This window comes from Rosenbergiella epipactidis (assembly GCF_018494055.1).
Taxonomy (GTDB): Bacteria; Pseudomonadota; Gammaproteobacteria; order Enterobacterales; family Enterobacteriaceae; genus Rosenbergiella; species Rosenbergiella epipactidis.
Genome location: NZ_JABBFQ010000008.1, coordinates 120,948 through 134,064, shown reverse-complemented (window position 1 = coordinate 134,064; position 13,117 = coordinate 120,948). Strand labels below are relative to the sequence as shown.

The following is a 13,117-nucleotide window of genomic DNA, read 5'->3' as shown; positions in this document are numbered from 1 at the left end:
AAATCATTATGGTCACCTTCCAAACGAATTTTGGCGATATCGTCATCAAAACTTTTGATGAGCAAGCACCAGAAACAGTAAAAAACTTTTTAAGCTACTGTAGCGAAGGTTTTTACGACAACACTATTTTCCACCGTGTGATCAATGGTTTTATGATCCAAGGCGGCGGATTTGAACCTGGTATGCAGCAAAAAAATACCAAAGCAGAAATTCGTAATGAAGCTAACAATGGCCTAAAAAACACCCGTGGTACGCTAGCGATGGCCCGTACCTCTGCGCCTCACTCTGCAACGGCACAATTCTTTATCAACGTTGCTGATAACGACTTTCTGAACTTCCGTGACGAAAGCGTTCAAGGCTGGGGCTACTGTGTCTTTGCTGAAGTGGTTGAAGGCATGGACGTAGTTGAAAAAATCAAGGCAGTATCAACGGGCCGCAGTGGTATGCACCAAGATGTGCCTAAAGAAGATGTTGTGATTCAAAAAGCGATCGTGACCGAGTAATGTCACGAATCCTGTTTATCGCAGATCTTCATCTGTGTCAGGAAGAACCGGCAATTACTGCCGGTTTTCTGCATTTTCTCGCCAATCAAGCGTTAACCTGTAGCGAACTCTATATTTTAGGCGACCTATTTGAAGCGTGGATTGGCGATGATGACCCCTCCCCACTCCATCAGCAAATCGCACAAGCTCTCGCTGCGCTGCCTATCCCAGTCTATTTTATTCATGGCAACCGGGATTTTTTAGTGGGTAAACGCTTTGCACAACAAGCCGGTATGCAACGACTTGCTGAAGAGGTTGTCCTTGAACGTTTTGGTCAACGACTGGTCATTATGCATGGCGACACACTCTGTACCGATGATATCGGCTACCTGGCCTTTCGTAAGAAAGTCCACACACCATGGATCCAATGGCTTTTCTTACGTCTACCGCTCGCATTACGTCTTAATATCGCCCGTAAAATGCGACAAAGCAGTCAACAGGCTAATCAGCATAAAACCATGGCCGTGATGGACGTCAACCCACAAGCCGTGATTGAAGTACTGCAGCGGCATCAGGCGACCTTACTGGTGCATGGCCATACCCACCAACCGGCGATCCACCCCATCCCTGAGATTTCAGCCTTAGCTCAACGAGCCGTGCTAGGCGCGTGGCACCATGAAGGGTGGATGATCGAATGGACCGAACAAGGCTTAACCCTTAGCCATTTTCCTTGGTAATAATACGACGCAACCGTTTTCCTAACAGCATTGACATGCTATTCTTGCGGCCTAATTATCGTGAGTCAGAGAAGCTTGTGTACGTTTTAGGAACGAGGAGTTGAGTTCATGTCGTTAAGTTCTGCCCCCGCTAAAGTCGCCATAGTCATGGGTTCAAAAAGTGACTGGGTTACGATGCAGTCTGCCGCTGACGTATTAACCGAGTTAGGCATTGCCCATCATGTGGAAGTCGTTTCCGCCCACCGTACCCCCGATAAACTCTTTAGCTTCGCCGAAAACGCTCAACAGCAGGGTTTCGATGTCATCATCGCGGGCGCGGGCGGTGCAGCACACCTGCCCGGAATGCTCGCGGCAAAAACCCTGGTCCCAGTGTTAGGCGTACCTGTGCAAAGCGCAGCCTTAAGTGGTGTTGACAGCCTTTACTCTATTGTACAAATGCCTAAGGGTATTCCGGTTGGTACCCTGGCGATCGGTAAAGCGGGTGCGGCCAATGCGGCGTTATTAGCGGCACAAATCCTTGCCCTGCATGACTCCCTAATTGCTTCGCGTTTGGCTGAATGGCGTGTTAAGCAGACCGATGCCGTGCTGCAACACCCCGATCCGCGGGAGGATGCATGAAGTCAGTCTGCGTGCTCGGGAATGGTCAATTAGGTAGAATGTTGCGCCAAGCGGGCGAACCCTTAGGCATAGCGGTGCATCCGGTAGGGATTGATGCGAATCCTGATGAACTGCCGATTAAGCAAAGTATCATTACCGCTGAAATCGAACGTTGGCCAGAGACCCCCCTTACCCGCCAATTAGCTTCTCATGACGCATTTATCAATCGGGATATTTTCCCTCGATTAGCCGACCGATTGCCTCAGAAACAGTTACTGGACCAACTGGGTCTTGCCACCGCCCCGTGGCAATTACTCCGTTCTGCTGAGCAATGGCCAACTATTTTTGCAACCTACGGTGAGCTGGCGATTATTAAGCGCCGCACCGGTGGCTATGATGGTCGAGGGCAATGGCGACTCACCTCCCAGACCACCGAAGAATTACCGAATGAATGCTACGGCGAATGCATCGTTGAACAAGCGATAAATTTCACTGGCGAACTTTCGCTGGTCGGGGCCAGAAATGCCGCCGGAGAAATCGTGTTTTACCCGGTAACACATAATCTGCATCAGCAGGGGATTCTGTTTGCCAGTGTCGCGCACCCACAACCTAGCCCTGCGCATCAACAGCAAGCAGAAGCGATGTTGACCGCCATTCTGACGGAATTAAACTATGTCGGTGTGATGGCAATGGAGTGCTTTGTCACACCCGAGGGTTTATTAATCAACGAGTTAGCCCCACGAGTTCACAACAGCGGACACTGGACACAAAACGGCGCATCAATTAGCCAATTTGAACTGCATCTTCGCGCCCTTTGCGATTTACCGCTGCCGCGTCCGGTTGTTGAATCAACCGCGGTAATGATTAACCTGATTGGTTGTGAGCTTGATTACCGCTGGCTAGCCGATCCGCTTATCCATCTACACTGGTACGACAAAGCCGTGCGGCCCGGCCGAAAAGTGGGCCACTTGACTCTCTGTAGCACAGAGTCGACTGCCTTGCAGCAGAGCTTATCTCAGCTCTCTCACTTACTGCCTGCCGAATATGCCCCCGCGCTCGCCTGGGCGAAAAATCAATAATAATCCTTGCTGGGGGATCCCCCCAGCAAAACTGGCACTTTGCCCTCTCTCTATGCTAGCGTAGAAGTATTCTCACTCTCCTGAGCCTTAACCTGTGCAAAAAAATGTCCTTATTACTGGCTGCTCAAGTGGCATCGGCCTGATTAGCGCCCTCGACCTTCACCAGCGTGGATACCGTGTTATTGCAGGCTGTCGTAAACCCGACGATTTAAGCCGATTGAATGCGTTAGGACTGACGGCCATACTGATCGATATGGATGATCCTACCTCGGTTGAACAGGCCATCGAAAGCGTTAAATCCCTTACTGGCGGAAAGCTCTTTGCCCTATTCAATAATGCAGGTTACGGTCAGTATGGTCCCTTAACGACCATTAGCCGGCAACAAATGGAACGTCAGTTCTCAACCAATTTCTTTGGCGTACATCAGTTAACCTTAGGATTGTTGCCGCTGCTGCGAGCAAATGGCCATGCGCGAATTCTCAATACCAGTTCGGTAATGGGGTTTATTGCCACCCCTGGGCGCGGTGCCTATGCTGCCAGTAAATATGCCTTAGAGGCTTGGACCGATACGCTGCGAATGGAGCTTTCCAAGGAGCCTATTTCGGTGAGCTTGCTTGAGCCTGGGCCGATCACCACGGCGTTTTCGACTAACGTTCAGCAAGGGGATCACGCTAATCCTATCGAAAACCCAGGAATAGCCGCTCGCTTCGCCCTGCCCCCTGAAGCGCTGCTCCCGAAAATACGTCATGCGCTAGAAAGCCGTTACCCTCTACGCCGCTATCCTGTCACCCTAGTCACTTACGCGATGGCTATCGCAAAGCGCCTGCTACCAAGCTGGCTGATGGACAGTATTCTCAATAATCCCAGTAAGAAATCGTGAATACCGCTTGAAGCTGAGCGAAAAGATCCCCATGTTTAGCGTTAAGCGAAGAGTTAATAGATGAGGAATATTATGATGTCACCCCAGGCGTCGATTATTGAGATCGACGAGAGTAACCTTCAACAGGTATTACAGCAGTCGGCTCAGATCCCCGTGGTCTTTTACTTCTGGTCAGAGCGTAGTCAGCATTGTCTTGAGCTTAACCCAGTATTAGAAAAGTTGGCGAATGAGTACGCCGGACAATTTATCCTCGCTCGCCTCGATTGTGACCAACAGCAGCATATCGCGAGTCAATTTGGTCTGCGCGCTATTCCGACTGTCTATCTCTTTCAAAATGGTCAACCCGTCGATGGATTCCAAGGGCCACAACCTGAAGCGGCTATTCGTGAATTGCTGGCCAAAGTGTTGCCCCGCGAAGAAGATCTAAAAGTGCAACAGGCGCAAGCCTTGCTGGCCGAAGATAAACCGCTAGAGGCCCTCCCTCTGCTGCGTGATGCTTGGCAACTGAGTGAAAAGAGTAGTGAAATCGGCTTTCTCTATGCACAAACCCTACTCGACCTAAACCGCAGTGAAGAAGCCGAAGACGTATTAAAAGCCGTACCCTTACAGGATCAAGATAGCCGTTATCAGGGATTATTGGCGCAGATCGATTTACTCAAGCAAGCGGCGGATTCACCGCAAATCCAGCAGTTACAAGCAGAGCTCGCCGACGATCCGAACAATGCAAGCGTTGCCAACCATCTGGCGATCCAATTACAGCAAGTGGGTCGTCATGAAGAAGCGTTGGAGCTACTCTTCACCTTGCTGCGTAAAGACCTCAGTTGTGGCGAAGGGCAAGTGAGAAAAACGTTCCAGGAAATTCTTGCGGCCTTAGGGACTGGTGATGCACTGGCTACACGTTATCGTCGCCAGCTCTACTCCCTGCTCTACTAAGATCTTAGGACTCTGGGCTGTTTTGATGACAGCCCTGAGTCCATCCGGCAATTATCGGACACTCTGCATTATCATCGCCGGGGCAATTCGCCGCCAAGCTTATTAATCGCTGCCGTATTTGGGTAATTTCATCCAGCTGACGAGTTAACTGCTCAATTTTCTCTAGAGTTCGCGCTTTTATATCTGCGCTTCGGCGCTGCGGATCACGATACAGTTCGACGAATTCCCGACACTCATCCAAAGAAAATCCTGCAGCTTTCGCTTGCTTAATAAGGGTCAATTCCTCGATATGCTGATCATGGTAGTCTCGATAGCCATTAAGGGATCGAGGCGGCGGGGTGAATAGCCCTCTGTCTTCGTAAAAACGAATTGCTTTACTGGTGAGTCCTGTCCGCTGTGCGGCTTGGCTAATATTCATCTTTTACTCCTCGATTCGTGCGCAAGGCTTGACCTCCCCCTAAGGGTAAGGTCTACACTACTGTTTTACACCCTCTGAATTAGGAGCGACTATGTCTAGCACATTACAATTCACTCTCAGCGGTCTATCTTGTAATCATTGTGTCTCACAAGTTAAAAAGATACTCGAACAACGCTCTGATGTCACCTCAGCACAGGTGACGATTGACCATGCCACCGTCGTCAGTACGGCAGCACCAGAGGTGTTAATCGATGTGATCAGTGACGAAGGCTATCACGCTCATCTCGATGACTAATACTTCGTTTCTAACCAAAATTCGTCAGTGGCTTAGGCCGAACCAAGAATGGCTCTCGTATACCTGTCCACGAGGAGAGCGAGAGTTTATTCTTGTTGGCAGTATTCATATGGGCGTGCCTGCGATGGCTCCCCTACCGAGCGAGCTACGTAACAGACTGCGTGACTGTCACGCTTTAGTTGTTGAAGCTGATATTACGCAAAGCCAAGTCCCTGAAATTGACTCTTCAGCTCAGGTCCCCACGCTACAGCAACAGTTAACACCCGAGCAGTGGCAACAGTTTGAAGCGGCCTGCCAAGAGTGTCACCTCGATCCCTTAATGCTTGCTCAGTTTCCTGCGTGGCAGATTGGCCTGACATTACAACAGAAACAAGCCCATATGCTGGGACTACGCCCCGAATTTGGGGTGGACCATCAACTATTAAACCTTGCCCACCAGGCGAATCAACCGGTAATTGCTCTGGAAAGCCCACAACAACAACTCCAACTCCTGACAAACTTGCCCCATCAAGGCCTAGATTTATTACTTGATAGCTTGGTGCATTGGCGCAGTAATGCGCGACAGTTACAAAAGATGATTGATTGGTGGTTATCCAAAAAACAATCCTCCCACTCTCCACTGCCTAAGCTATCGCGTAGTTTCGGTGACGATTTACAGCAGACTTTTATCACCGAGCGTAATAAACAGTGGGCGAGACAATTACTCGCTCTCCCCCCCGGCCGATATTTAGTGGCTGTGGGCGCTCTACATTTGAGCGGTCCCGATAATGTGATTGGCCTTATCACTTCACCTGCACAGGAAAAGTCACGATGACCCCTGCCATTTTACAACTTGAGAAAGCGCAGATCGCTTACCAACAGCATCACTACGATCACGATCCTACTAATACTCATTTTGGTGATGAGGCCGTTGAGAAGTTAGGTCTAGTCGCCTCGAGCGTGTTCAAAACCTTGCTGGTCGCGATTAACGGGGATAATAAGCAGTTAGCGGTAGCCGTAACCCCGGTGTCGACACAACTTGACCTAAAAAAAGTGGCAAAGGCCTTAAAGTGTAAAAAAGTGGATATGGCTGATCCCACCATCGCGGAAAGGACGACGGGCTACAAAGTGGGTGGGATAAGCCCTCTCGGCCAAAAGAAGCGATTACCGACAGTGATAGATCGCAGTGCTGAACATCAATCCAAAATCTATATTTCCGGTGGCAAACGCGGACTCGATATTAGTCTCTCACCACAAGATCTCGCCACTCAACTGGGTGCACAGTTTGTCGAGATAGCGCGCGACCACTAATCCTTAGCGGCCGTCAGTTGATCAATCATCCATAAGCAGGCTGGGCCAACGCTGTGACGTGCAGACCAAATAATCTCTAAGTTAATTTGTTGCGGCCAGCCAGCTAAGGGAAGCTGAGCTAGACTCTCGTTACCAAAATAGTCTACCATCCAACAGGGTAACTTTGCCCAGCCAAACCCTTGTTGCGCCATATCCAGCAAAAGAATGTAAGAAGAGGCTGACCATACCAGTCCTTCGCTACGTTGAATCCCTGCACGACTCCAAGTATTAAGCTGCAGTTGGCGGATACCTTTTAGATCATCAAGCGTCAGCGTTGCCTGTTGGCACAGCGGATGGTCTTTCGCCAGATAGATACCAGTATGACCAGAAATCGCTAAGCTTCGGCTGACCAGTTCAGTTGGAAGGTGGGGTTGTTTAGTGATTAAGCCAAGTTGCGCACGGCCACTTTTCAATAATTCGATAACATCTTCGTTTTCAGCGATGAGGCATTCAAATTCTACTTCCGAAAACTTTTCGGCAAATTGGCTTAGTAATCGATCATGGTGGCCTGCAGGCCAGTGGTCGGAGATCGCCAAGGTGACTCGCGGTTCGATACCTTGAGCCAAACGCAAAGCCACATCGTCGAGGCGTTGGTTTGCCGCTAAGATCTCTCTGGCTTGGGCCAACACACGCCGTCCCTCCTCCGTCAGCATCAAGTGCCTTGAGGTGCGTTCAAACACTGCAAAACCTAGATGATCTTCAAGGCTAGAGACCGCCACGCTGATGGTCGACTGACTTTTCCCTAATGCGCGCGCAGCAGCTGAAAAGGATCCGCTTGCCACAGATTGCACAAAGGCTTCGAGAGATTCGGGTGAGTAATACATATTTACCTATCGTTTTTTACGATACTAGCTAGTTTGCACTATACACCCTCGCCGTTGAAAATATAGCCCTAATCAACTTGGAGGAACAATGAGTCACAAATCGCTTAAAGAGAGAGTTTTCCACGCCGTGGGGTATGAAGTTACTGCGCTACTCATCACTATCCCGGTTGCTGCCCTCCTTTTACAACGCCCTATTGGGCATATTGGCGTAACGGTTATCGCCATTGCTTTGCTGGCAATGGCTTGGAATATGGTGTTTAACAGCCTATTCGATCGCGTCTATCCGCCCCGTGCGCCCCGCAACTTTTATGTGCGTTCACTGCAAGCGATTGGTTTCGAAGGGGGCTTATTGAGCATGGCCTTACCCCTGACGGCTTGGTGTATGAATATGTCGCTTCAAGACGCCTTTACCATGGATATTGGGCTGCTATTTTTCTATCTCCCTTACACTTATCTTTATAACTGGGTATGGGATAGTCTAGTAAACCATTATTTAAAACGTAAAGTTGTTACGAGCCGCTAACTCACTGATCAATAAGTTCGTATAAAAGTCACACTTTGTAACCTTTACTTATACTTACTCACGGATTCCCCTGCTCGATCCTTTTTTTTGCTAAGGTAAGACATTATTCCCTGCAAAATGGAGAGGCAGATGCATTCAACTACCCCCTTAATTACGACTCTTGTAGGCGGATTGGTGCTTGCTTTTCTGCTGGGAATGCTCGCCAACCGTCTACGTATCTCGCCGTTAGTCGGTTATCTTTTAGCCGGTGTGTTAGCCGGCCCCTTCACTCCCGGCTTCGTGGCCGACACGAATCTCGCCCCAGAACTCGCCGAGTTAGGCGTTATTTTGTTGATGTTTGGCGTTGGCTTACATTTCTCATTGAAGGATTTGATGTCGGTAAAATCGATAGCAATTCCAGGGGCCATTGCCCAAATTATTGTTGCCACCTTGCTCGGAATGGGGCTCTCTTCATTGCTTGGCTGGCCCTTGATCAGCGGGCTCGTCTTTGGCCTCTGCTTATCCACCGCCAGTACCGTGGTGTTGCTACGAGCGTTAGAAGAACGTCAGCTGTTAGATAGTCAACGCGGGCGCATCGCCATCGGTTGGTTAATCGTTGAAGATTTAGTCATGGTTTTAGCCTTGGTTCTGCTCCCTGCGATGGCGGGTGTATTAGAAAAAGGGGAAGCCAATTTTTCCCTCCTCGCTTGGGACCTGTTACTCACCTTAGGTAAAGTTGTCGCCTTTATGCTGTTAATGATGATCGTTGGCCGACGGCTTATCCCTTGGATCTTATCTCGCAGCGCGGCAACCGGTTCACGTGAGCTCTTCACTCTCTCTGTCCTCGCCCTCGCATTAGGTATCGCCTTTGGTGCTGTCGAACTTTTTGATGTTTCTTTCGCGCTTGGCGCTTTTTTTGCTGGAATGGTATTAAACGAATCAGAACTCAGTCATCGCGCCGCACACGATACCCTCCCTTTGCGCGATGCCTTCGCGGTACTGTTTTTCGTCTCTGTCGGTATGCTGTTCGACCCGCATATTCTGTTGGAGCGCCCGTTCGCCATCATTGGTGCGCTGGTGATTATTCTGTTCGGTAAGTCGCTGGCCGCGTGGCTACTAGTAAAAGTGTTAGGGCACTCTACCCGTACCGCCATGACTATCGCTGTCAGCCTTGCACAAATTGGCGAGTTCTCTTTTATCCTCGCGGGCCTCGGGATCACGCTCAATCTGCTGAGTAAAGAGGGCCAAAATCTGGTCTTAGCCGCCGCAATTCTCTCCATCATGCTTAACCCGATTCTCTTTACCCTAACTGAGCGCTGGATGAAGCGAGAAAAACACGAAACCAAGGAAGAAAAAGGAGCAGAACTGGTGGAAGAGCTTCCCCAAGTTCCACTGACGCTTTGCCACCATGCCTTAATTGTCGGCTATGGCCGAGTTGGGCGACTGCTTTATGAACAACTTATCGCTGAAGGCCTCACCGTAGTGGTGGTCGAAAACAGTCGCAGCCGAATTGAAGAAATGCGAGAAAAAGGTATTTTGACCATTTACGGGAATGCCGCGAGACCTGAAGTGATGGCGTTGATGCGACTCGACTGCGCGCAATGGCTACTGCTCACTATACCTAATGGCTATGAGTCGGGAGAAATCGCCGCAACTGCTCGTGAGCAACGTCCTGATTTAGCTATTTTTGCTCGAGCTCACCATGATGATGAGGTCGACTATCTACACGCCCACGGCTGTGATCATATCGTGATGGGAGAAAGGGAAATTGCTTATGGACTCCAACAAGCGGTACAACGCACGCTGCCTCAACAACAGAGCGCCTTTTGCCCGCTCAATTAGCTATTGCCCCCTAGCATGGGGGCTGTGGTTCAGCGATCCCAATAAGCCTCTTCAAGGCTGTCTTCACGCTCCGGTAAGCCACGGCTTAATCGTGGTGAATGTTGATTGAGTACTTGATAACTCACGCGATTAGCATACTTACAGACTTGCGATAACGACGAGTAGGTAAGGTAATGGTGCTGATGTTTATTCGAGTTAGGCACTTTCTGGCGATGATAAATATTGGCCGACAGGTCATGCAGTAAAGCCGCCAGTGCCCCGTCACCTGCGCCATTGGTATTCATGATCTTCTCAGGTCCCCCCATATAGGGTGCGATATGTGAATAGACCTTTAGCGGCTGTTCGCAATCGCTCGCCCGCATTGCCCGGCTAAATTCATACTGATTAAATTCAGCAATCGCCCCCGGAAGCAGTGGCAGATTTGTTTTACGCTTACTGGCTTCCTCAGTAAAACCGCCCATATACAAGCCTGCAGGTCCTGCCGTACACAGCACAAGATCCACCCACTCAAGCGCTTTATCTGTGGCTAACAGCGGATCGTTTTCCCCCGTCAGCTCTAGCGCCTCTTCTTCGTTCATCGCTAAGATGGAAACATGATCCCGTAAAAAGTCACGCCAGAACTGCGGATCGTCGGCAATGATATGGCGTGTACCCAGGGTCAATACGACGGGAACCTGGTGTTTTTTCGCATACTCAATAGCCTGCATGGCCGCATCAGGCATTGGTTCGCCGGGCTTAGCACGAAGAAGGTAGGAGGTCAGCAGCAAGGCAGAAGCGCCGGCGATGACCTCTTCAGGAATACTTTCAGGCCACAGTTGATTAATATCACCAGGGTTAATGGCAAAGGTGCGTTCCCCTGCCGAGTTAATCAAGGTGTAACAGCGACCAATTGCCCCATCCACTCCTTGCATATGGTTAAGGTCCATCCGACTGGAAGTGTTACAGAGATACCGATAGGCATAGTCACCAATATGGATGTTATTGCAAATAACCCCCAGAAGAATCGATCGGTCGTCCGCCAACATGGAGTAATTATGCAGAGTATTACCTACCGTTCCCCCTGCAAATTGGTGCGACAGAAGATCACGTTGTCGAAGTTCTTGATAAAGCGCCTCGGAGACGTCGTCCTCAAGGATAAAAGAATATCCTCCGGTTAACCCATAACGGCTAAGAAAGTCATCATCGACCTTTGCCTCGATATCCACCATGGTTTGATCGATACCGACCAACCATCCCATCGAGTCGGCCTCAACCGGCACTGAGATCAATAATGGGTCGCGAGCGTTAACAGGGAAATAGTGCTTTGATTTGCGTTTACCAGGAAATTTCATAGTACAGAGTAATCAGGGAAATAGGCACAGAATAGTAGCATAATTCCCCTGTTCATTACTCAGTTATCTCGTTAGGTTGAGATTATTTGAATTGATTTACCAAGTCTAACATCATATCGATATGCAAAGGGTCTGCATTAAGAGCGGGAATATAGTGGAAACTCTCGCCGCCCGCATGCATGAAAAATTCCCGGTTTTGCTCATTAATCTCTTCAAGTGTTTCTAAACAATCCGCTGAGAAGCCTGGAGACATCACTTGAATATGACGAATACCTTTATCCGGTAGTGTCTTAATCGTTTCATCGGTATAAGGCATCAACCATGGCTCACGACCAAAACGAGATTGATAAGTCATCATAATCTGTTCAGACGATAACCCTAGGGCGTCTGCTAAAGCATGGTAAGTCTGTTCACAGCGTTTCGGGTAATCATCGCCTTGATCAGCAAAACGTTGCGGGATACCGTGAAACGACAGTAATAATAAATCGGGTTTACCCTGTTCAGCAAAGCTACGCTCTACGGAATCTTTCAGTGCCTCAATATAGAGAGGATGCGTGGCATAATCACGGATAAACTTAATTGCTGGCATGGTGCGACGTTTACGGAACGTGTTGTAAAGACCGTCCCAGACCGCAGAAACCGTCGACGATGAAAACTGTGGATAGAGGGGTAATACAATCAAACGCGTCACCCCCTGATCAAGCAAGCTATCGACAGCATGTTGTAAAGAGGGATTACCATAACTCATGCCCAGCGCGACCGGCATATCCGTTTTTTCCGCCAAGGCGTCACGTTGTTGCTGACTAAACACTAGCAGTGGAGAACCGCCTTCCATCCAGACCGAAGCATAGAGTTTGGCCACTCTTGGCGAACGGAACGGTAGGATAGCTCCCCGCAGAATAGGTTGCCAAAACAGGTCGGGAACGTCGACAACCCGTTTATCACTTAAAAACTGTTTTAAATAACGCTTTACCGCGGCAGTCGTCGGGGCATCAGGCGTGCCAAGATTAACTAATAACACGCCCGGTTTATCTACGGTCATATACTTTTCCTGGTTTAAAAAAAGCGAATCAGTTAAGGCAAACAGTGGTGAGATGCCGAACAGTTACTAACGGTTCGGCACAGATGACTAGTCGAGTAATGACTTCAGTTGGGCACTTACTTGCGCGACGGGTTGCGTACCGTCGATTTTTTCATAGCGTGTCTCACCGTTTGCCGCCGCTTGAGTATAGTAGTTAATCAGCGGTGCGGTCATTTGATGATATTCAACCAGACGATGACGAACCGTGGCTTCTTCATCATCTTTACGGATAGTGAGCGGCTCACCGGTTACATCGTCTTTATCGGCTGCTTTCGGCGGGTTATACTCGATATGGTAAACGCGTCCAGAAGGCGCGTGGACACGACGGCCAGCAATACGGCCGATGATAACTTCGTCAGGAACGGCAAATTCTAAAACAATATCAATCGCGATATTCGCTTCTTTCATTGCATCCGCTTGCGGGATTGTCCGTGGGAAACCATCCAGTAAAAACCCTTTTTGGCAATCTTCTTGGGCAATGCGTTCTTTGACTAAGGCGATAACCAGTTCATCGGTCACTAGCTTTCCAGCATCCATCAGTGCTTTAGCTTGCTGGCCCAATGGAGACCCTGCTTTCACTGCTGCACGCAGCATATCACCCGTTGAAATTTGTGGGATGCCGTAGTTCTCCATGATGAACTGCGCCTGAGTACCTTTACCTGCGCCCGGAGCTCCGAGCAAAATAATACGCATTGCGTAATACCTCTTGCGAATTGCTATAAACTTATGAAGTGGCAAAAATAACACTATGTTGCATTGACCACAAGATAAGGCGTCGCTTTCACGA

16 protein-coding genes are annotated in these 13,117 nt (G+C 49.3%); 11 read left to right on the top strand and 5 right to left on the bottom strand.

Annotated elements, in window-relative coordinates; all coding sequences use genetic code 11:
• The first annotated feature begins 8 nt into the window (after window positions 1-8).
• The 6 genes from ppiB to HGT71_RS12710 all read left to right on the top strand — a co-directional run bounded on the left by ppiB (window position 9) and on the right by HGT71_RS12710 (window position 4,708).
• Complete coding sequence (gene ppiB / locus HGT71_RS12735) at window positions 9-503, top strand: peptidylprolyl isomerase B (RefSeq protein ID WP_048911738.1); 495 nt, start codon at window positions 9-11, stop codon at window positions 501-503.
• On the top strand, window positions 503-1,219 hold the full coding sequence (locus tag HGT71_RS12730; RefSeq protein WP_214218124.1) for a UDP-2,3-diacylglucosamine diphosphatase: 717 nt from the start codon (window positions 503-505) through the stop codon (window positions 1,217-1,219). Before ppiB ends, HGT71_RS12730 begins: the two co-directional genes overlap by 1 nt.
• Before the next feature lie 108 nt (window positions 1,220-1,327).
• Window positions 1,328-1,837 (top strand): 5-(carboxyamino)imidazole ribonucleotide mutase, encoded by a 510-nt coding sequence (gene purE, locus HGT71_RS12725; protein WP_214218123.1) that lies wholly within the window; start codon window positions 1,328-1,330, stop codon window positions 1,835-1,837.
• Window positions 1,834-2,895 carry a 5-(carboxyamino)imidazole ribonucleotide synthase gene (purK, locus tag HGT71_RS12720; RefSeq protein WP_214218122.1) on the top strand — a complete coding sequence of 354 codons (1,062 nt, stop codon included), beginning with the start codon at window positions 1,834-1,836 and terminating at the stop codon, window positions 2,893-2,895. The genes purE and purK overlap by 4 nt, the downstream gene beginning before the upstream one ends.
• 94 nt (window positions 2,896-2,989) lie before the next feature.
• Complete coding sequence (locus tag HGT71_RS12715) at window positions 2,990-3,775, top strand: SDR family oxidoreductase (RefSeq protein WP_214218121.1); 786 nt, start codon at window positions 2,990-2,992, stop codon at window positions 3,773-3,775.
• A 75-nt stretch (window positions 3,776-3,850) separates the two neighbouring features.
• Entirely contained in the window at window positions 3,851-4,708 is an 858-nt protein-coding gene (locus HGT71_RS12710) for a co-chaperone YbbN (protein WP_214218154.1), read from the top strand.
• 4 nt (window positions 4,709-4,712) lie between these two features.
• On the opposite strand, the gene cueR is transcribed toward HGT71_RS12710, so the two are convergent.
• Complete coding sequence (gene cueR / locus HGT71_RS12705; protein WP_214218120.1) at window positions 4,713-5,126, bottom strand: Cu(I)-responsive transcriptional regulator; 414 nt, start codon at window positions 5,124-5,126, stop codon at window positions 4,713-4,715.
• Between the two features lie 91 nt (window positions 5,127-5,217).
• Here cueR and HGT71_RS12700 point away from each other — a divergent pair, with 91 nt between their 5' ends.
• From HGT71_RS12700 to ybaK, 3 genes are read left to right on the top strand one after another with little or no spacing between them, the layout of a single operon-like run.
• Window positions 5,218-5,421 carry a cation transporter gene (locus HGT71_RS12700; protein ID WP_214218119.1) on the top strand — a complete coding sequence of 68 codons (204 nt, stop codon included), beginning with the start codon at window positions 5,218-5,220 and terminating at the stop codon, window positions 5,419-5,421.
• A complete protein-coding gene (locus HGT71_RS12695; RefSeq protein ID WP_214218118.1) occupies window positions 5,414-6,235 on the top strand; it encodes a TraB/GumN family protein in 822 nt (273 codons plus the stop codon). Before HGT71_RS12700 ends, HGT71_RS12695 begins: the two co-directional genes overlap by 8 nt.
• Entirely contained in the window at window positions 6,232-6,711 is a 480-nt protein-coding gene (gene ybaK, locus HGT71_RS12690) for a Cys-tRNA(Pro)/Cys-tRNA(Cys) deacylase YbaK (protein WP_099825675.1), read from the top strand. The genes HGT71_RS12695 and ybaK overlap by 4 nt, the downstream gene beginning before the upstream one ends.
• On the opposite strand, the gene HGT71_RS12685 is transcribed toward ybaK, so the two are convergent.
• On the bottom strand, window positions 6,708-7,574 hold the full coding sequence (locus tag HGT71_RS12685; RefSeq protein WP_099825677.1) for a LysR family transcriptional regulator: 867 nt from the start codon (window positions 7,572-7,574) through the stop codon (window positions 6,708-6,710). The genes ybaK and HGT71_RS12685 overlap by 4 nt on opposite strands.
• Before the next feature lie 88 nt (window positions 7,575-7,662).
• On the opposite strand from HGT71_RS12685, the gene HGT71_RS12680 reads away from it, so the two are divergent.
• Complete coding sequence (locus tag HGT71_RS12680) at window positions 7,663-8,097, top strand: PACE efflux transporter (protein WP_214218117.1); 435 nt, start codon at window positions 7,663-7,665, stop codon at window positions 8,095-8,097.
• A 129-nt stretch (window positions 8,098-8,226) separates the two neighbouring features.
• Window positions 8,227-9,918, top strand: a complete 1,692-nt coding sequence (gene ybaL, locus HGT71_RS12675; RefSeq protein ID WP_214218116.1) for a YbaL family putative K(+) efflux transporter — start codon at window positions 8,227-8,229, stop codon at window positions 9,916-9,918.
• 29 nt (window positions 9,919-9,947) lie between these two features.
• On the opposite strand, the gene HGT71_RS12670 is transcribed toward ybaL, so the two are convergent.
• The 3 genes from HGT71_RS12670 to adk form a co-directional block, all read right to left on the bottom strand.
• Window positions 9,948-11,249 (bottom strand): inosine/guanosine kinase, encoded by a 1,302-nt coding sequence (locus tag HGT71_RS12670; RefSeq protein ID WP_214218115.1) that lies wholly within the window; start codon window positions 11,247-11,249, stop codon window positions 9,948-9,950.
• 82 nt (window positions 11,250-11,331) lie between these two features.
• Window positions 11,332-12,291, bottom strand: a complete 960-nt coding sequence (gene hemH / locus HGT71_RS12665; protein WP_214218114.1) for a ferrochelatase — start codon at window positions 12,289-12,291, stop codon at window positions 11,332-11,334.
• An 87-nt stretch (window positions 12,292-12,378) separates the two neighbouring features.
• Window positions 12,379-13,023, bottom strand: coding sequence for an adenylate kinase (gene adk, locus HGT71_RS12660; RefSeq protein WP_099825686.1), 645 nt, complete (start codon window positions 13,021-13,023; stop codon window positions 12,379-12,381).
• Window positions 13,024-13,117 lie beyond the last annotated feature (94 nt).